Source organism: Gallintestinimicrobium sp. (assembly GCF_046968865.1).
Lineage (GTDB): Bacteria > Bacillota > Clostridia > Lachnospirales > Lachnospiraceae > Gallintestinimicrobium > Gallintestinimicrobium propionicum.
In genome coordinates this window covers 1-20,217 of sequence record NZ_JBKVPW010000003.1, presented here as the reverse complement: position 1 = coordinate 20,217, position 20,217 = coordinate 1, and the positions used below count along the sequence as shown (strand labels likewise).

Here is a 20,217-nt window from a genome sequence, read left to right as displayed (position 1 = left end):
TGCAGGCTTTTATTCCTGCACAACAGCGACCATGCTGTGACGTACCACGGTGTCCCTGTACATGTAGCCCTTTAAAAGCTCCTGTGCTACAGTTCCGGGTTCCAGCTCATCGTTTTCCACCTGCATCACTGCGTTGTGGAAGTTGGGATCGAACTCTTTGCCGACCGCTTCGATCGGTTTTACACCGAGGTTTTCAAGCTCTGTTAGCAGCTGCCTGTAAACCTTGTTCATACCGTCTACAAAAGGAGCATCCTTTTCGTCTTCCGGTACGGTTGCAAGTCCTCTTTCAAAATTATCTACAACAGGAAGGATCTTTTCGATCACGCTCTTTGCGCCTGTCTCGAACATCGCAGACTTTTCCTTTTCGGAGCGCTTGCGGAAGTTCTCGAACTCAGCCATCTGCCGCATTACCTTATCCTGCAGCTCGTTGATCTGTGCCTTTACGGCATCTTCCTTTTTCTCTTTTTTTCTTCCGGAAAAGAAGCCTTTTTTATCTTTTTCCTCAGAAGCTTCCCCATCTTCCGGAGTTTCTGTATTTTCTGCGGAAGCCTCCGCAGTTTCTTCACATTCTTCCGTATTCCGTTTTTCCTGCGTTTCGGTTTCCGATGTGTCCTGCTTTACTTCCTCTTCCATTCTCTCTTCTGCCACGCCTGTCACCCTTTCTACTTCTTATATAAAGTATCCAACTCGTTCATCAGTGTCTTTAAGGTACCGATGACCTTGTCATAATCCATTCGTTTGGGACCGATGATTCCGATCGTACCTCTCATGCCCTCTCCAAGCTCATAGGTTGCAGTTACGACGCTGCAGTCCTTCATGGACGAAACCGGCGTCTCATTGCCGATATAAACCTGAATGCCGGTGTTATTCTCTTCGGAAAGGGAATCCTGAACCAGCTCTCCCAGCGCTTTCTTTTCTTCAAATACATTGATCAGCTCGCTGGTCTTTTCCCGATTGTCCGTCAGCTCCGGATATTTCAGGATGTTATTGGTTCCGCTGGTATAGATCTTTAAATCCTCATCCGACCGGATCGCTTCGGCAACTGCATCAATCACTCCGCTTACAATGCCGCTGTGAACGCCTGCCTGCTGCTTCATCTCCGAAATCATCGCAAGATTGATTTCATCAATCGACAGCCCGTTTAAATGGGTGTTTAACAGGATGTTCAGTTTCAGGAGTGTCGCATCATCCAGATCCTCTTCGACCTGAAGCATCGTGTTCTTGATCACATTGCCTTCTACTACAACAACTGCCAGAAGCTGATGCTCATCTACTTTTGAAAGCTGGATGAATTTCAGCTTATTGCGCTGATACTGGGGTGTGGTGATCATCGCCGCATAGTTGGTGTTGGTCGCCAGCACTCTCGCCACTCTCTTTAAGAGAGTGTCCATCTTTTCATCCTTTTCCAGAAGCAGACCTTTTAACTCTTCCACTTCACGTTCCCGCTCACCCAGCATGGTGTCTACATAAAAGCGGTAACCCTTATCAGAAGGAATCCGTCCTGCAGAGGTATGGGGCTGTAAAATGTAGCCCATTTCTTCCAGATCGGACATCTCATTGCGGATGGTCGCGGAACTTAAATTCAAATCGGTATACTTGGAAATTGTCCTGCTGCCCACCGGCTCTCCTGTCTCCAGATAGTTCCGAATAACTGCCTGCAGAATTTTCTTTTTCCTTTCATCGAGTTCCACGTTCTCACCTGCTTTCTGATTTGTTAGCACTCAATCACTTGGAGTGCTAACACCTTCTGATGATTACATTACCACTCCCCTACTCTATTGTCAACAGATTTTCCCAAAATACTTGTGAAGATAGTGTGAAAAATAAGCGTGATCGCTTATTTTTCGCACAGCTATTTGTGCCACAGGCGTCACAAAGTAGTTAGGATCGCAGAGCCGAACTGGACGTTCGCCTCGCGATTCCTTCGGCGCAAAGCGCCTGCGGAATGGAGAATTTATGAAAAAAGCAGCCGCACCGGGAAGGATTCGTCCCCGATACGGCTGTTCTTATTTCTGTGTATTATGTACGTTCTGACTCTGCAGCGCCCGCTCAGATTATGGCGACGCCTGCTTTCGATTGCGGTGTCTGCTCAGACACTTAGATTCCGAAGCTTCCGCTCGTTGTACCGTTGATCACATAGTATACTGCGCTCTCTTCCGGCTTTACATACAGCTCAACGCTCTTGAACTCTTCCGGTGCGTTGCCCAGGTCATACTGCCATACATCTTTGGCAATCTCAACCAGTCTCTCAGTTGTGTATTCCTTGCCTGCAAACTGAACGCTTACCTCAGTCTTTACAGCTGCTGCTTTTGTTGCGCGCTTTGCCGGCGCTTTCTTTTCAGCGGTTGCCTTTGCTGTTGTGGTTTTCTTTGCAGCTGTTTTCTTTGCTGCGGGCTTTTCCTCTGCTTTAGCTGCAGCTGTTGCTTCTGCTTCAACTGCTTTTTCTTCTGCCTTTGCTTCAACAGCCTCTGTCTTGGGTTCCTCGGTCTTTACTGCCGCAACAGTCTCAGCTTTTACGGTTTCTTTTTTATTAACGGGTGCCTTTGTTACAGTTTTCTTCACTGTGCTTTTTCTCATAATGATCTCCTCCTTAACACCCAGGTATCCATTCTCCTTGTCATATCATTATCTAGCAATTACCTGAATTTAGTGATTAGTTTACTTCTAAAACCAGATATTGTCAACCTTTCCTCTGTTTTCGCCGAAAAAATTAACGCTTTTTAGAAAATATTTTTACATTTTATTTATTCCGGACATCGGAATTTCGACAAAAAATGTACTTCCGGCTCCAGGCTCACTGGTAAGCCTTACACTGCCCCCATAATACGCCGTGATATGCTTCACAATCGACAGTCCCAGGCCGGTTCCGCCCATTTTTCGGCTTCTTCCCTTGTCCACCCTGAAAAAGCGTTCAAAGACACGTTTCTGATCCTCCGGATCGATTCCTACGCCATCATCCTTTACTTCTATATATACTGCCTCTGGCTCCTGCCAGATTTTTGTCCAGACATGTCCGCCCGGATGGTTGTATTTGATGCCATTGCTGATCAGATTTGATAAAAGCTCCCGCATCTGCTGCAGACTTGCCTGGAGGATCACATTTCCACATGAGCCCGAAATTTCCACCTTACAGGATGCCGCCTGTGGTGTCAGGGATTCCAGGACCTCATCCATCACACTTTTTAAATTTACCTTACTCAGCGTTACCTCCGCATCCTTGCTTTCCAGCCGCGAGATCATCAGGATATCATCGATCAGACTTGTCATATGCTCTGTTTCCTTTAAAATCCTCGCAAGGAAATCCTTCCTGGTCGCCTCATCCTTGACAAAATCCTGACTCAACAGCTCCGCATAGCCCCGCACGGACGTAATCGGCGTTTTAAGCTCATGGGAGGCATTACTGAAAAATTCCTGGCGAATTTTACGGTCCCGCTCCATCTGCACCATCTGCCGTTTGATTTCATCAGAGCGGATATATCCGGAATATCTCGCTGCAACTGCAACGCTTACAACAAACGCAACCATCATTCCGACAAGCAGAAGCGGAAGCACTACGATCATATACCGGAAAAGGCCGGTGTAGGGAATCGACATACGAATAATAGCCTTTCCATCCTCTGAAAGCTTTGCTACATACAGCATCTCCTGACCAAGACTTTCAGAATAACGGGTCGAACTGCCCTCACCCTTTTCAAGTGCCTCCTTTACCTCCTGCCTGTCAAGATGATTTTCCATACCGTCCACATTTTTCAGATCAGAATCAGCAAGCACTGTCCCGTCTTTTGCGATTATCGTAACCCGGACATTCGCATCCAGTGCAGAGGCATGAACCTTCTGCAGCTGCTCCTGCAACGGTTTATCCGTATCGAGTGTGTATTCGACTACGGAAATCGTCTTTTCCATCATCTCCACATTTTCCTGCCGCATCCGGCTTCCAAGAAAAAAAGACGAAACAATACTGCTGATCGCCAGCGCCAATACTAAGATCATGCCAAAGCGGACCAGTACCGGATTTTTTATCATAATTTTTTTCATTTCCCCATTTTTCCTTTTGCTTTCCTATTCCTGAGGCTTCATAAAACGGTAGCCGACACTGCGCACCGTTTTAATGTAGTGTCCCGCCTCTTCCCCCAGCTTCTGGCGAAGGGTCTTGATATGGATATCGAGCGTTCTCGTCTCCACGTCCGCCCGCCAGTCCCAGAGCTTATCCAAAAGCTCATCCCGCGATACCACACGGTTCTGATTTTCTGCCAGATAAACAAGCAGCTCATATTCTTTGTAGGTTAAAAGAACCTCACTTCCATTTACCTTTACCTCCCGCGTTTCCAGATCCAGATGCAGGGCACCGCAGTCGAAAAGCTTCGGCTGTTCCGGTTCCTCCTCTTTAGTACGGCGCAGCAGGGAACGCACCCGTGCCAGCAGCTCCAGCACGCTGAAGGGCTTGGTCATATAGTCGTCTGCGCCCCCATCCAGTCCTGCTACCTTGTCGTATTCCTTATCCTTCGCCGTCAGCACCAGCACCGGAAGCTTTTTCCATGCATCGTTTGCGCGAATTTTACGGATTGCTTCCAGTCCGTCCATTCCCGGCAGCATCAGATCAAAAATCGCCAGCTGGGGAGCCTTTACTTTAAATGCGCCAAGTGCTTCCTCCGCAGTTTCAAATGCCGCAGTCTCATAGCCGGAACCGTTCAGTGCCACCTGAACCAGATTTCTGATATTTTCATCGTCCTCTATAATATAGATCATTCCGGATTCTCCTTTTCTTATAAACGCGTTGCTACGCGTTTTGCGCTGCCGTGCGTTTTATACCCTGCCGCGCCGCACGATTACATCTTCATCCGACACGCCATGCAACAATAGAATGCACGCTCTGCGAGCATTCTATTGTCATGAATTACACTGCCGCGCGCTACGTCAGCTTTAGATCCTGATCGCCGGGATTCCAGCCTCCGACTCCGCTTTTACATAATCTGCGATATTCACCGCATGGTCGGAGATCCGCTCCAGATTGCTGATGATATCCAAAAAGATTACGCCGCTCTCCGGGTCACATTTTCCTTTGGAAAGTCTGCGGATATGTTTTTCCCGCATCTCCCCTTCCAGCTGATCCACGCTCTGTTCCAGCACACGGACTGCATTTGCAGACTTAACAGAACCTGTTTCCCTCGATTCTACCGCAATCTGCAAGGACTGCATTGTCTGGGCGGAAATCAGTTCCAGATCCGCTTTTCCCTTTTTGGAAAAACTGCCGGAATTTTTCGATAGCGTCTCCGCCAGCTCTGCGATGTTTTCCGCATGATCGCCCGCCCGTTCGATGTCGCTGACCGTATAAAACAGGTTTTTCACCTGCTCCTGCTGCCCCTCTGTCAAGGAAAGATTATCTACCTCTACCAAAAACTCCGTCAGGATTTTTTCCATACTGTTGATATCTTTTTCCCGCTCGTATACCTTCTGCGCCTTCTGCGGATTTTCTTCTGACACGGCTGCAAGCGCAAGCTCCAGGTTCTGGCAGGTCGCATGCCCCATCACAGAAACTTCACGCACTACGGTTGCCAGCGCAAAGAGCGGATTCCCAAGCACTCTGCTGTCTAAGCGCTTCGCCATCTTTCTTGCTTCGCTGCCCTCCAGCTCGTCCTCTGTTTCCTCTGTCCCGGGCACAAGCTTGCCAGAAACCCAGACGAGCTTTTCTGCAAACGGAAGCAGCACCACGGTACAGGTGATATTGAATACCGTATGGAAAATGGAAATGTCCACGCTGCTCATCGTAGACGCGCCCCATGCCGGGAAAATCAAAAACAGCACATACATGATTATGCCGAACAGTACCGCGCCAATGACATTAAAGGAAAGATGGATGACAGACGCGCGTTTTCCGTTTCTGCCGGAACCAACGCCGGATAAAAGCGCGGTCACACAGGTACCGATATTCTGTCCGAGCGTGATAAACACTGCGGATTTCCAGTTGACGATGCCGTTCATTGCCAGCGTCTGCAAAATGCCGACCGAGGCAGAAGAGCTCTGGATAATCGCCGTTACAACTGTACCTGTCAGGATCGCGAGCAGCGGATTTTTGCCGAGCATGGTAAACGCATTGGAAAAGATCGGCGAATCCCGATAGGGCTTAATCGCGTCGGACATAAAGGAAAGGCCGATAAACAGCACGGCAAATCCGATCAGGATTTCACCGATCTGTTTCTTTTTGTCTGATTTTGCAAATAAAATGACAAACGCACCGATTCCCAGCAGCAGGGGTGCATAAAATTCCGGGTTCAAAAAACTGCCGAACTCGCTCAGGGATACCAGCCACGCGGTGATCGTCGTACCGATGTTTGCACCCATAATGACGCCGACCGCCTGCGACAGATTCAGCATCCCGGCATTGACAAAGCCGACCACCATAACTGTCGTCGCAGAAGAGCTCTGAATCACTGCCGTGACGAGGGTTCCTACCAGGATTGCCATCAGCCTGTTCTGTGTCAGAAAGCTCATCAGCCGCTGCATCTTTCCGCCCGCAAAATGCTGCAGGCCGTTCGCCATTACATGCATGCCGTACAGAAACATCCCCAGGCCGCCGATAAATGAAAACAATACCGAAATTCCTTCCAGTTGCATAACTCTCTCCTTTTTGATCTGATCTTCATTTCCAGCCCATTGTAACAGGCGTCCGTAAAATCTGCCCACCGTTTTTGTAAAATTCATGTAAAATTTTTTACATTTCCCGGCAAGATGTGACTCTTACGAGCATGTATTCTATTATCAGGAACAAAAAAAGGGACTGTCGCACCGGACAGTCCACAATTCAGATCAGTTTCTACCAATTGCCCGCCGCAAAGCAGCTTTTGCAATCTTTTATTCATGACAATAGAATGTTCGCAGAGCGTGCGTTCTATTATTCATGATAATAGAATGTTCGCAGAGCGTGCATTCTATTATTCATGACAATAGAATGTTCGCAGAGCGTGCATTCTATTGTCTAATTACAAAGAAATACAGCAGCACCAGGATACCGAGCACGATTCGATACCAGCCAAACACCTTGAAGTCATGTTTTTTGATGTAGCCCATCAGGAAGCGAATCACAAGCACGGATACAATAAAAGCAATTGCCATGCCAACCAGCAGAATCACTGCCTCCGCCATTGAAAAAGCAAAGCCGAAGCGGATCACCTTTAACAGGCTCGCCCCCAGCATAACCGGGATCGCCAGAAAGAACGTGAACTCCGCTGCAACGGTTCTGGAAACGCCGATCATCAGGCCGCCCAGAATGGTTGCTCCGGAACGGGAGGTTCCGGGAAAGATTGCCGCAATCAGCTGGAACAGACCGATGATAATCGCATCCTTATAGGTAAGCTGTGCCAGACTGCGAACTCTTGCACGTTTTCCTTTATGACCATTTTCTACAAGGATAAATCCGATACCGAACAGGATCAGCATCACTGCAACCGTAATCGGGTTGTAAAGATATTTTTCAAGGATATCGTCGAACAGCAGACCGACTACTGCCGCCGGAATGCAGGCAACAATGATCTTGAACCACATTTTCATGATGTCCTTTTTCACAATGCCGTTTGTTTTGGACCTTCCGGTAAAATTAAACGGCCAGATCTGTTTCCAGAACAGCAGCACAACCGCTAAAATCGCGCCCAACTGGATGACAACCAGGAACATATCCCAGAATTCCTCTGAAACGTTCATATGAACGAACTCATTTAACAGAATCATATGACCTGTGCTGCTGACGGGCAGCCACTCGGTGATGCCCTCTACGATTCCGAACAGAATCGCCTTTAAAATTTCAATAAATGATAACATTTTCTGCCTCCTTTATTTTTCCAGAAAAGCGATCAGCTCTTCCTTGCGGCGCGCTGCTTCCTGATATCCTTCTTCATAAAGCGCGCGCAGCTTTTTCCTGTTTTTTTCGATGCGTCCCACTTCATTTGGGTGGGATGGCTGAATCAAAAACGCAGTGCCATTTTTTACCTCCGCTTCCAGATAATCCAGCTGCTGGTTATAGGCTGCTGCGCGGTTTGCCATCAGCTCGTATACCTTCGGATATTTCGCATATCTGGCTTTGATCAGTTCCAGATGCTTTGGCTGGACACGACGATAGCCCGTCTCTTTTGTCATCACAACGACATTTTTGCGGCATCCGTCCGTCACGGCATGCAGCAGTGGGATAGAATCCGCAAGTCCGCCATCTAAGTACAGCTTTCCGTTAATCTCTACCGGCCTTGACACAAGCGGCATCGATGCCGATGCGCGCACTGCATCGATATTCCTGTGCATATTCTTCATCGGAAGATACTCGGCCAGTCCGGTTTCAATGTTGGTTACGACCGCGTATCCTTTACTCGGATTTTTATCAAACGTCTCGTAGTCGAACGGATTTAAGCGCTCCGGGATATCGTGATAACACATCTGGACATTGAAATAATCGCCGGTCCTTAACAGGCTCGAAAGTCCCCAATAGTTTTTATCCTCAAGATAGTCAGTAAAAACGCTGTACTGTCTGCCTTTTTGTCTGGAAAGATAACTGCACAGGCAGCACGCTCCCGCCGAAACGCCGTAGCATTTGGCAAAGTCGATTCCTGCATCCAGAAAAAAATCCAGCACGCCGGCGGTGTAAACGCCCTTCATCGCGCCGCCCTCCAGCACCAGTCCCGCCTGATACATCATAGATATGCGCCTCCTTGCTGCAAAACTCCTGCTGTCTCATTTGTCGTTTCACTCATTTTATGATATCAGGGCTTTCCATTCAACCATAGATTTCTTTCATCATTTTGCGCAGCACCGGCAGGGAACGCTCCACCTTCTCCGTATCGATGCAATATGCCATGCGGAAATATCCGGGACAGCCGAAGGAATCCGCCGGAACGAGCACCAGATCGTACTGCAGCGCTTTCTGACAAAATGCCGCCGCGTCTGCTTCCGGGGCTTTCGGGAAAATGTAAAAGGTTCCTTCCGGCTTCACAACCTCGAAGCCACAGTCCGTCAGGCATTCGTAGAGCAGGTTGCGGTTCTTTTCATAGACGGAGAAATCGGAGGTCAGGTCGAGCACCTTCGATACCGCCAGCTGCATCAGGGACGTCGGGCAGTTATGGCCGATTCCCCTCGAAATCTGTCCGCACATATTTACGATCTCCGCCGCATACGGACACGCCGGATTGACCGCCAGATAGCCGATTCTCTCGCCCGGCAGCGACAGCGCCTTGGAAAAAGAGTAGCAGCTGATCGTATTGGCATAAAATTTCGATACATACGGCTGCTGTTTGCCGTCAAATACGATTTCCCGATACGGTTCATCCGAAATCAGGAAAATATCATGCCCGTATTGTTCTGCTTTTCTCGTCAGAACCTGCGCCAGCTTCGTCAACGTCTCCGCCGAATAAACTGCGCCGGACGGATTGTTCGGTGTATTCACCAACACTGCCGCAACCCTCGGTCCCAACATTTCTTCAAACGCTTCGAAATTGATCTGGAAGCTCTTCGTGTCCGCCGGAACAACCTTTAAAACGGCTCCGGTCAGATCTACATATGGATGATATTCCGGAAAAAACGGAGCAAAGGTCAGCACTTCATCCCCCGGCACAGTCACTGCACGCAGCGCATGCGCGATTGCCGCCGCTGCTGCGGAAACCGGGAAAATATGCTCCGGTCCGTAGTTCATGTCAAATCTGCAGTTTAAGGACTCCGCAATCGCCGTCTTTACAGACGGGATACCGAGCGTCGGGCTGTAGCCGTGCAGGGTCATCGGATCTTCCTTCTCAATCAGGTCCAGCAGTGCCTGCTTAAACTCTGCCGGTGCCGGTACGGACGGATTTCCCAGGCTGTAATCGAATACATTCTCTGCACCAATTATCTGCGCCCGCTTCGTCGCCTTCTCGGACAACTGCCGGATCACTGACTTTGCATCCAGCATTTTTCGATATTGTTCTGCAATCATAGTATTATCCTTCTTTTCTGCATCTTTGTGAGTTTGAAATCTGTCCATATTCTATCACACTATTTTTGACAGTTCCACTTTTTCTTCCACAGGGCATATGTTATACTGAAAAAAGAATGGATATAAACGTTTTTCAGCTGTCAAAACCACGGTGCAGTTCCTGCTTTCCGGCAAACGCACCTGTAAATAGGAGGATTTTATGGCAACCTATATCGGGCTTGATCTCGGTGGAACCAATATCAAAATTTCTGTTTTCGATGATTTTTTTCATAAGCTCGGGGAAAAACGCACCCCCACCGAGGTTCGTTTCGGCTCGGAGCACGTCCTCAATCGCATTTATGATGCTGTTCTGGCACTTCTCGATGAGCTGCACCTGACCTGTCAGGATATCACCTGCATGGGCATCGGCGTCCCCGGCATCCTCGATATCAAAAACGGTATTTCCCGTTTTTCCCCGAATTTTCCGAAATGGGAGGAGGTTCCAATCGTCGCCTGGATGGAGAGCCATCTTCATATCCCGACCTATATCGATAATGATGCGCGTGTCAATCTCTATGGGGAATGGAAATTCGGCGCCGGCAAAAACCGCAATAACGTCCTGATGATCACCCTCGGAACCGGGCTTGGCGGCGCTGCGGTCATCGACGGACGCGTGATCTACGGCGCTACAGGTTCCGCAGGCGAAATCGGGCATATCAATATGTTCCGTGAAGGACGGGAATGCCGCTGCGGAAGCTCCGGCTGCCTTGGGCGCTATGTTTCTGCCCTCGGTATTTTGCGCACCTTCCGGGAGAAAGTCCAACTGGGACAGCACAGCATCATCTGTGACTGGGTAAATAATGACCTTGATAAGGCCACTGCAGACATGCTTTCCCGTGCCTACGATGACGGGGATGCTGTTGCTATTGAGACCATGAGAGAAACCGGAGAGCTGCTCGGCTACGGTCTGTGCGCCGTTTTCAGCCTGTACAATCCGGAAATCATCATCGTCGGCGGCGGCATGTCCCGTATGGGCGATCGCCTGCTTCAGTACACCCGTGAAATTCTGGATACCCATGCATTGCGGATTCCCTATGGCTGCTGTACGATCGTCACTGCAGTTCTCGGAGACGCTGCCGGAATGCTGGGCGCAGCGGTCTATGCGAAGGAGCAGTTTAGGCTGAGCGCGGCGAACAACGGACAAAACTAAAAAAATGAAAGGCAGGTGCGATACACTGCGGCAATCTGCGGTGCAGGCACGCTCTACAACATAAACGAGCCGGTACAGATTAAAACATCTGCACCGGCTCGTAACGGTTTTTAATTCATGACAATAGAATGCTCTCAGAGCGTGCATTCTATTGTTTACAGTTCCCCTGCAATATCCAGTCTCGTCGCAATGCTGGTCAGCAGTACAACGAGCGGCATCATAATTTCACACACCTGAACAAAGAAGCATGCGATATCCTCTGTAATTCCTCCGAAATGATGGAACGCCACATAGCAATAGTACAAAAATGCGAGCAGTGCACCGACCAGACACGGAATCGCTACCTGAATGTCGCACATCAGCATGCCCACTACAGAGATCACGATATAAGCGATCATAAATGCGATCACAATTCCTCTGCTTTTGCCTTTTCCGACATACAGGGAGCATTTGCTTTCCTGCGAATGCGGGAAGCATTCGATCGAAAGACCATAGAGCGCTCTGGAAAGTATGAAGCCATATGCAAGAACCGGCCAGCTGTCCAGCGGCATTTCGCTCCAAAGACCGACGATCAGGAAGAAATAGCAGACACAGATAATAATTGCGAAGTATCCGCTGTGGGAATCCCGCAGAATTTCCAGCTTGACTTCCCTCGGCTGATGGGAACTGAGCGCATCTACTGTCCGGAAGAAACCATCCAGAAACGCGCCGCCCGATAAAAAGATCGGAAGCATCGCACAGATAACCGCGCCCAGCAGATCTTTATCGATCAGATACGGGCTGATCACCTGCCACTGTTTTAGAATGAACCCGATAATCGCGCCGACTAGCGGTACGAAAATCAAAATATACTTCATATTTCTACGGGTTTTTTTGATCTGCCTGGCAGGAAAAATCGAATACATCGAAAAAGCCAGACGAAAACTTGCCCAAACTTCTTTCATACTATCGTGTACCTCTCAGATTTTCGGATTACTTCAGTACAACGTCATCCGCATGTTCGTTCCAGATCAGGCAAACCCATGTTTTTCCGCGATTTAGCCGGATCGGGTTACCGTCTGCATCCACATACAGCGCCGGATCGGTATCCGAATATCTTGACCAGGTTCCTTCTACCATCTTACCTCCGGTAAATACCTGAACCTTGTAATTGTTCAGATCTGCACCAGGCTCCCAGCCGCCGTGCACATCAAATGCCATATAGCCTTTGGAATCCCGGAACTCGCCGTGACAATACTGGAAAATAACGTTATCGACTGTCAGCTGTTCGCCGGTTGTCTCGTCAATATGCTTGTCACCGTACTGATAACGGTAATATTTTCCGTCTTCATCGTTATATTCAAAATAAGCCTGCACATTGGAATAGCCGTTTCCAACACCGGTCTTTTCACCGCCGGGATACATCAGGACAACGGTATCGTTATCCGGATAGTCTGCCTTTTCGCCCAGAGGTGCAAAGGCAAATTTCTGCTTATGCGTATCGTGATAAGTCAGGCTGTATTCAAATTTCTCTGCCGCTTCTGCCAGCGCTTCACCGGTTGTATACACATTGTGGGGTGCTTTCCGCTTATCCGTCCGCATGAACGCTTTGGAAGCCGGACGGTCAATTCCTGCAACCGCGCCGCTGATGTTGTCCACCAGATCGCTGTTTAACAGATCGCCGACATAAGGGGTAGCCTGTCCGAAATGCGCATAAATCGCATCGAATTCCAGTGCGCTGTATACAAAATAATCGCGGCTGCTTCTGATATAGCCGATCGTATCCAGATTCTGCCAGTTTTCAAACAACGGCATCAGACGGGTCACATCCGCGCCTTCCATCGGCGCTTCATAAATCACGGATGCCTGTCCGATTCCTGCCTGCGGGGTTCCTGCCTTAATATTGTTCAGCATAACTGCCATCGGGCGCTGTTCGCGTTCCTCTTCGGTGCATTCCAGACCGGTCAGGTAGCTGGTCGGAACTGCGTCTTCTGTAACAACGCTTTCCGTCTCCGCTGCTGCATTTTCTGTTCCGGTTGTATCGTTGCTTTCCGTTGCTGCAACAGCTGAATCCGTTTCAGGTACAGGGGTTGTTTCTGTCGCTGCAGAGCCACATGCACATAATGCTGCAGATAATCCCAGCGCCAGACAGAACAAACTGGTTTTTTTCATATATCATTCTCCTGAATATTTTTCTTTTTTGAAAAGGTTAAACCAACCTAGTTTAAATATTGTACTCCCGCAGGCGGTAAAAATCCAGCCTTTTTCTGCATTTATTACAATTCTATTACAAATTTACGGCCTAATTCTTCAGCAAATGCAATTTTACCGCAAATTTCACAATCATACTGCCTCCGGGAATTCCGAGCAGTTCTTTTTTCGACATGACGCCAAGCTTTAACGCCGCCGCAAAATACGTCAGTCCGCCGATTGCCACCGAAAGCAGCAGTGCAACCGCATTGCCGAGATATCCTTTCAGCACTGTCAGCGTCAGCCCATAATAAATACCTGCAACCACAAGCCCCATGATCGCAGAGGATACCAGCGGCAGGACAAACGTCTTCTCGATTTCCTGATGATAGCCGGTCGCTTTTTTCACCGCGATGCCATTTAACAGGCACATCATAAAAGAATATACCGTAACGGCGATCGGCAAACTGTAAATACCAATATCTGTAAAGATCAGGAGGGCTGCCGCCACCACAGTCTGCACCGCCAGCGCAATCACCGCGTTTGTAACCGGCTTCGACGCCTTGCCGACTGCCTGCAGAATCGAATTGCTCAGTGTGGAAAGGGAATAGAACACGATGCTCGCACCAAGCGCCGCCAGAAGGCATCCGCCCAGACGGATGCTGTCCGTATTCGTATTATACAACAGCCATACGATCGGTCTGGATAATACCGTCATGCCGACTGCAGACGGAATCGCGATAAACATGATCGTCTTGATTGCCACGCTGATTTTGTGCCGGACGTCTTTTTTCTTCTTTGTCTCAAAGCTTCCTGCAATGCTCGGCAGGATCGCGGAAGCCATCGCAGACGCGATTGCAATCGGAATATTGGAAAGTCCGACCGCTTCCGTATCGTAAATACCGTTAATAATCGTAATATCATCATAAGAAGCGTTGTGTACCGATTGCATCAGATTCAGATACAGGGTCTGATTGATCAGTGCGCTCGCATTATATGCAAACGTACTCAGCAGAACCGGCGTTACCATAAACAGAATGATCTTGAAAATCTCGCCGGTTTCCAGCAAATCTCTGGAACGATCCCGCTCTATCCTGCGGCGGATTATTTTCCGGTTCATATGGTAAATCATCAGCATAAACGCCAATGCTATCAGCACGCCGACACCGGTTCCGACTGCACTTCCGACTGCCCCCCACGCAGCACGGGTCAGCTCGTCTTCCCCAGCAAATATCTGCATCAGCCCCCATGCCGCCAGCATGCTGACCGCCGCATTTAAAATCTGCTCCAGAATCTGTGAAACGGACGTCTGCACCATGCTTCGGTTTGCCTGAAAATATCCTCTCAAAACGCCGAGAAGACCGGAAAAGAAAATTGTCGGTGCAAGCGTCCGAAGCACCATCGCCGCCCGTCCCGGAATCAGAAAATCTGCTCCAAAAAACGCAAACAGACTGGCGATTCCGCCCACGACAACAACATAAATAATCGAGCAGTGAAAAATCCGCTGCGCATTTTTGTACTGGTGGGTTGCCAGTCTCTGTGAAATTACTTTGGATACCGCCGACGGAATGCTATAGGAAGAGATCAGCAAAATCATCTGATAATAGCGATACGCCGGCGCATAATAGCCGTTTCCTGTCTCTCCGATAATTCCCGTCAGGGGGCTTCTGTACAATAGGCCGATAATTCGACAGATAATGCCGGCAGCAGCCAGAATGCCGGCCTGTTTTACAAAGGAACTGCCTTCTCCCTTATTTTTTGTTCCCATCCGTTACCTTTCTGCTCAGTCTGTCAGGCAGAAAGAAAGCAGATAATCCAGCCGTCTCTCTACCAGCTCCAGAACAAAAACATCCGGCTTTTGTTCTTCTACCATAGATTGCGTAAAAAATCCGTTCCAATGAGCCATATAGCAGTCTGAAAGGCTGCTCGCCACCGGTCCCGCCATTCCTCCGGCGAAGGAATCCCTCACCATGAACAGCTTTCTCGTATCCGGCGCATCTGAATGATACACCAGAGCCGTCGCATCGTCAATAGAGACTGCCTGCAAATTGTTGCCGTTGTAACCAGTCACGATATAATTTTCTTCCGCAGGCATATTTTTTTCGTAGTAGCTCTGCAGATTCATCATTCTTGCAAGATCATATCCGGAAAAGGTATCCGGAGTAAAGGTAATGTCCTCCACCTCTGGGAGCTCGTCTCCCAACTCCTTTAACAGCGCTTTCGCCCCAATATAGCCGCCTGCAGCGTTCCAATGCGTGTCATAGTGCCAGTACAGGGAATATTCCTTCTTATATTTCAGCATTTCCTCTTTCGGATATACAATACGGATATCTGTATTCTTCTTCAGATAAGCGATCAGCTGATCTGTCCGCGTTTCTTCCGCCTTTTTATAATAGGAAGGAAGATGCTCTTCTCCGTAAATCGTCTCCTTATTCGGTGCAATCATCAGGACAAATTCACTGCCCCGGTTGGAAAGCCACTGCTCCGATGTCGTGAGCTGCGATGCGATCTGTGCAAGCTGTCCTTCTGTAAACAGGTTCGTTCCCTTATAATCATCAATGTCCGATTCCATGCTGTAAAACAGCCAGTTGTCCGAACCGATCACAACCTTGTCGTTGATGGATTTTTCACAAAACAGCTTTAAATCTGTCAGGCTGGAAAAGGAAATCAGCTGACTCCGAAACGGAACCGCCGCGTTAAACGCGCTCTCCACCAATCCCGGATAATCTCTGTAATTGTCCTTCGTCAGCTTCGGAATCTCTGTTGAAACCGTATTTTCCGTCGCATCCGTCTGGAAACGATCCTTTGTTACCGCCCACACAGCTCCCGGCATCAAAAGCAAAAGCGCAAAGCAAATCAGCCATGCCGCCGCCATTTTTTTATTCATATGCATTCTCCACTCAGAAATTCAGATAAATTGCAGGGCTGTAGGTTCCGTTGACCAAAAGCAGCATCGACGCTGCGATCAGGAACATGCAGTAAACCAGTTCCAATACGCCGCCCTTTAATTTCTCCGCTGTCGGGCAGAACCTTTTGATTCCGACCTGCAACAGCCCCATACCAAGGACACCGACAACCGCCATTACGATACAACGGTTTCCGATCAGCTCCCGCAGTGCATAGGTGCTCTGCGTATACTGCCACGGCGTCAGCATCCTGCGGATGTACTGCAGCGCCGGCTGCAGATTTGCCACCCGGAAAATCACCCAGCCGAACAACACCACAAGCCCCGTGTATACATAACGCAAAAAGCCGATTTTGTCCAGAATTTTCTTAAAGCCGATCCGCTCCACAATGATGAAAAATCCGTGCAGCGCGCCCCATGCGATAAACGCTGTCGTCGCGCCATGCCATAACCCGGTCGCAAAAAAGACGATCGCCAGATTCAAATATGTCCGAGCCTTTCCTTTCCGGTTTCCGCCAAGCGGTATGTAGAGGTAATCCCTAAACCAGCTGCTCAGGGAAATATGCCATCTGCGCCAGAACTCCTGAATCGAACCGGACAGGTATGGATAATTAAAGTTTTCACAAATATCGAATCCGAACATTTTGCCCAGACCGATGGCCATATCCGTGAAACCGGAAAAATCATAGTAAATCTGAATCGCATACAGAATCGCCGCGCACCACACCATAACGCCCGTAACATTTGTAATGTCCTGCGCATAGATCTTATCTACACTTGCGCCGACAATGTTTGCGACCAGCACCTTTTTACCAAGTCCATAGGCAAAGCGCCGGATTCCCTCCGCTGTCTTTTCCACGGTTTCCTGTCTGTTTGTCAGCTGCGGGGCAAAATCGCGATACCGCGCAATCGGTCCGACTGAAATTTTTGGAAAAAAGGACAGATACAGTGCCATATTGAGCGGATTTTTCTCCGCCTCATAATGACCGCGGTATAAATCCATCAGATACGAAATCGCTCCGAACGTAAAAAACGAAATACCAATCGGAAGCGGGATATTGCGCATCTCATGCTCGCTTCCCGTCAGCCGGTTCACAATCCGCAAAAAGAAGTCAAAATATTTATAATACCCAAGAATCCCCAGGTTTACCAAAATGCCCGCCGCCAGAACGGCTTTCGCCGCCACGCTTTCATCCCGCTGACATCCAAGCAGCAGTCCGATACCGTAATTTGCCGCAATCGAAACAAGTAAAAGGACAATATAAACCGGATCGCCCCACGCATAAAACACAAGACTTGCCAAAAGCAGCAGGATATTTTTCAGCGCTGTTTTGCGCACGCACAGCCTGTCCAACACAAATACAACCGGCAAAAAAGCCGTCAGAAAAATCATGGAATTGATACTCATTCAAAAACTCCGATCTTATTCGCTGCCCGCAGCACCCTTGGAACAGCAATCTGATAATCAGTCATCCCGCGACGGATACTGTTGTCCTGATATCAGAGGCAAAAGAGTTTTTGATCCTGATATCTTTTTTATTGTAGCATACATTTCCTTAAATAGGTAGGGGAATCTGAGGTTCTCTTTCCTGAAGCATCTGCAAAGTTACAGTTCACACACGCCATTCGCAGAAACGAATCTGCGATACTTTCCGCTGCTTCGCAGTCATTTTTGTTCATTTGAAACTCTCCAGGAATGCTTCGCAGCCCTCCACGATGTCCCGGTACGCGGTTTCGAAATCCCCGGAGTACCACGGATCGTCAATATCGCGCGGATGCTTTGAGTAATCCAGCAGCCGATGGATTTTATGCTCCGGGTCTCCGCCAACGATTCGAAGCATATTTTGAATATTATACTGCTCCGCTGCCAGCAGATAATCATAATATTCGTAATCCTGCTTCGTCATCTGGCGTGCCCGCTTCCCGGACGGGTCAATGCCATGCTCCCGCAGCTTCCGCACCGCCGGCGGATAGACCGGATTGCCGATTTCCTCCCGACTTGTCGCAGCCGATGCGATTTCAAACTGATCCGCTATGCCGCGTTTTGCAACCATGTCCCGGAGGATGAACTCGGACATAGGGGAACGGCAGATATTGCCGTGGCAGATGAAAAGTATTTTTATCATCTTTTTATATCTCCATTTAAGTCTTGTATTTCTTCTCAAATGCCCAATATTGCAGGTTTTTTCGGCATTTTCCTGTTTCTGTGTTTCCGGGGTATCTTCTCAAATCTTCCCGTATTTTCTCGTGCTTTTCCCTGCAATATTGGTAAATCTGTTGGTAAATAAATGCTCTGTACCAACGGGGTATTTTAGGCTTTTGCTACTCGAAGCAGCTCTGCCTGTGCGTCATCGAACTGCACATGGGTGTAAACATTCAGCGTTACGCTGATGTCCGAATGACCCATGATATACTGCAACGTCTTTGGATTCATTCCGGATTTCGCCATATTGGAACAAAAAGTGTGTCTGCATACATGAGGAGTTACTTTGGGCATCTGAATACGGTAAATCTTGTTATATTTCTCAATAATATGTTCCAGGTACTTCTCCCAATGAAGGGCGACCATTGGCTTATCGTTCTTGTCGAGAAACAAAAATCCAGCATATCCGTCTACCATCGGTTCTATTTTCGGTGCTACTCGATTGGCAAGAATACGACGGAAACACGCCACAACTTCCTCGCTCATCGGCACATAGCGGATACCGCTTTCCGTTTTAGGAGCCTGAATTACATACTGCATCTGCGATGTTCTCTGCAACTGGTGGTCTACCTTGATACGCTTCTGGTCGAACTCAAGATCGGAGATCGTCAGCCCGCAGAACTCCGAGATTCGCAGCCCCGTGTTAAGGAGAATATAGATCGCATCGTAGTATCGGCAGAAATGCTTATCTTCCTTGATGAATTTCAGAAGATCACGCTCCTGCTTACGGGTAATTGCTTCTCTGGTGACGGAATCGTTTACGATCACCGATGCCAGTTCAAATCCAAAAGGATTTTTACGGATCAGATCATCATCTACCGCCAACTGAAAAGCCGGTCTCAGAACACCTCTGATGGAGTGAATAGAGCTGTACCCTCTGCCATCCACCTGCTGAAGCTTGATCAGCCACGCCTTTGCATCAGACAGGCGAACCTTGTCAATGCGCTGCTTTCCAAACGCTTCTCTGTTCAGGATATTGATTACGGTCTTATATCCCGCCTTGGTGTTATGACCGACACCGGTTTTCAGAGAAGTATATTTCTCTACCAATTCAACTACCGTGTAATTGCCGCCACGGGTAACGATATGGTCAAACAGATCCGCCTGAATCTGCTTTTCCTTCTCTCTCAGCGAAAGCTCTCGCTTTTTACCCCTGGGAGTCGGGTCATTCTTGTCCAAACGCCAACTGTACACATTCTTCTCCTTACCATCCTCGTCAATATATCGGTAACGATACCTCCCATCTGTACGCTGGTATTCACCTTCACGCAAAATCCGATTTCTATTGTCTCGTCTTTTTTCACTCATCGAAATCTCTCCTTTCAGAATAAGGAGAGCCAGACTTGCAGTTTTATACTATCACAAATCCGGCTCTCCGTATAGTTATGCCATGTGATTTCGGAATTTCTGTTAAGCATTTCTAATGCCAGTTATACAGCCGTTGCCTGATCCAGATAGCGTTCAAATTTTTCACGCTTAATCAAGGCTCGATTGCCATTCATAACATAAAAATCTTCATTCGGATGCTCTTCAATCAGCATTCTCAGTTTCCCTTCGCCGATATGATAATATCGGGCTGCTTCTTCGATGGTAAGCGTATATCTACGCCATACCGGAATATCCGAGTAATTTTTTCCTTCAACATTCATCTTATTATTCGCCATAGGCAGTTATCCTCCATAATTATCGTTGTCGCAGCATTCGCCACATAGATATGCAAGAATATCCACTTGGCTCATTGCCTGCGCACATAAAAATAGCCAGACAGAGGGTGTCGGCAACGAAGTCCGGCAACGGGCTTCAAAAGA

Annotated in this window: 18 protein-coding genes; 1 reads left to right on the top strand and 17 read right to left on the bottom strand. The window is 48.4% G+C overall.

Annotation, left to right across the window (positions count from 1 at the left end; translation table 11 throughout):
- Positions 1-9: 9 nt before the first annotated feature.
- From grpE to ACLTOQ_RS03505, 9 genes are all read right to left on the bottom strand, one after another.
- Positions 10-633 (bottom strand): nucleotide exchange factor GrpE, encoded by a 624-nt coding sequence (gene grpE, locus ACLTOQ_RS03545; RefSeq protein WP_021914783.1) that lies wholly within the window; start codon positions 631-633, stop codon positions 10-12.
- Between the two features lie 29 nt (positions 634-662).
- Positions 663-1,691 carry a heat-inducible transcriptional repressor HrcA gene (gene hrcA / locus ACLTOQ_RS03540; protein ID WP_118497158.1) on the bottom strand — a complete coding sequence of 343 codons (1,029 nt, stop codon included), beginning with the start codon at positions 1,689-1,691 and terminating at the stop codon, positions 663-665.
- 406 nt (positions 1,692-2,097) lie between these two features.
- The gene (locus ACLTOQ_RS03535; RefSeq protein WP_262587902.1) at positions 2,098-2,577 is read right to left on the bottom strand and encodes a DUF6465 family protein; all 480 of its coding nucleotides are present in this window, start codon (positions 2,575-2,577) and stop codon (positions 2,098-2,100) included.
- A 156-nt stretch (positions 2,578-2,733) separates the two neighbouring features.
- A complete protein-coding gene (locus tag ACLTOQ_RS03530) occupies positions 2,734-4,035 on the bottom strand; it encodes an ATP-binding protein (RefSeq protein ID WP_262587900.1) in 1,302 nt (433 codons plus the stop codon).
- Positions 4,036-4,059: 24 nt separating this feature from the next.
- Entirely contained in the window at positions 4,060-4,746 is a 687-nt protein-coding gene (locus ACLTOQ_RS03525; protein WP_021914787.1) for a response regulator transcription factor, read from the bottom strand.
- 174 nt (positions 4,747-4,920) lie between these two features.
- Positions 4,921-6,612 (bottom strand): Na/Pi cotransporter family protein, encoded by a 1,692-nt coding sequence (locus tag ACLTOQ_RS03520; RefSeq protein WP_337754840.1) that lies wholly within the window; start codon positions 6,610-6,612, stop codon positions 4,921-4,923.
- A gap of 354 nt (positions 6,613-6,966) precedes the next feature.
- Positions 6,967-7,812 (bottom strand): undecaprenyl-diphosphate phosphatase, encoded by an 846-nt coding sequence (locus ACLTOQ_RS03515; protein ID WP_412318765.1) that lies wholly within the window; start codon positions 7,810-7,812, stop codon positions 6,967-6,969.
- Between the two features lie 12 nt (positions 7,813-7,824).
- Positions 7,825-8,676, bottom strand: a complete 852-nt coding sequence (locus ACLTOQ_RS03510; protein WP_021914790.1) for a patatin family protein — start codon at positions 8,674-8,676, stop codon at positions 7,825-7,827.
- A gap of 79 nt (positions 8,677-8,755) precedes the next feature.
- Positions 8,756-9,943 (bottom strand): pyridoxal phosphate-dependent aminotransferase, encoded by a 1,188-nt coding sequence (locus ACLTOQ_RS03505; protein WP_021914791.1) that lies wholly within the window; start codon positions 9,941-9,943, stop codon positions 8,756-8,758.
- Between the two features lie 199 nt (positions 9,944-10,142).
- On the opposite strand from ACLTOQ_RS03505, the gene ACLTOQ_RS03500 reads away from it, so the two are divergent.
- A complete protein-coding gene (locus ACLTOQ_RS03500) occupies positions 10,143-11,132 on the top strand; it encodes an ROK family protein (protein ID WP_262587895.1) in 990 nt (329 codons plus the stop codon).
- 155 nt (positions 11,133-11,287) lie between these two features.
- Here ACLTOQ_RS03500 and ACLTOQ_RS03495 read toward each other — a convergent pair whose 3' ends face one another.
- The 8 genes from ACLTOQ_RS03495 to ACLTOQ_RS03460 form a co-directional block, all read right to left on the bottom strand.
- Positions 11,288-12,076 (bottom strand): adenosylcobinamide-GDP ribazoletransferase, encoded by a 789-nt coding sequence (locus ACLTOQ_RS03495; protein WP_021914793.1) that lies wholly within the window; start codon positions 12,074-12,076, stop codon positions 11,288-11,290.
- Between the two features lie 28 nt (positions 12,077-12,104).
- On the bottom strand, positions 12,105-13,283 hold the full coding sequence (locus ACLTOQ_RS03490; RefSeq protein ID WP_262587894.1) for a DUF3048 domain-containing protein: 1,179 nt from the start codon (positions 13,281-13,283) through the stop codon (positions 12,105-12,107).
- Between the two features lie 130 nt (positions 13,284-13,413).
- Positions 13,414-15,069 (bottom strand): polysaccharide biosynthesis protein, encoded by a 1,656-nt coding sequence (locus ACLTOQ_RS03485; RefSeq protein WP_262587892.1) that lies wholly within the window; start codon positions 15,067-15,069, stop codon positions 13,414-13,416.
- 15 nt (positions 15,070-15,084) lie between these two features.
- Positions 15,085-16,188, bottom strand: coding sequence for an alginate O-acetyltransferase AlgX-related protein (locus ACLTOQ_RS03480; protein WP_117961399.1), 1,104 nt, complete (start codon positions 16,186-16,188; stop codon positions 15,085-15,087).
- Positions 16,189-16,201: 13 nt separating this feature from the next.
- Complete coding sequence (locus ACLTOQ_RS03475; protein ID WP_412318763.1) at positions 16,202-17,614, bottom strand: MBOAT family O-acyltransferase; 1,413 nt, start codon at positions 17,612-17,614, stop codon at positions 16,202-16,204.
- A 268-nt stretch (positions 17,615-17,882) separates the two neighbouring features.
- The gene (locus ACLTOQ_RS03470) at positions 17,883-18,332 is read right to left on the bottom strand and encodes a low molecular weight protein-tyrosine-phosphatase (RefSeq protein WP_118497169.1); all 450 of its coding nucleotides are present in this window, start codon (positions 18,330-18,332) and stop codon (positions 17,883-17,885) included.
- A gap of 185 nt (positions 18,333-18,517) precedes the next feature.
- A complete protein-coding gene (locus ACLTOQ_RS03465; RefSeq protein WP_118547871.1) occupies positions 18,518-19,717 on the bottom strand; it encodes a site-specific integrase in 1,200 nt (399 codons plus the stop codon).
- 122 nt (positions 19,718-19,839) lie between these two features.
- Complete coding sequence (locus ACLTOQ_RS03460) at positions 19,840-20,073, bottom strand: excisionase (RefSeq protein ID WP_118547872.1); 234 nt, start codon at positions 20,071-20,073, stop codon at positions 19,840-19,842.
- Positions 20,074-20,217 lie beyond the last annotated feature (144 nt).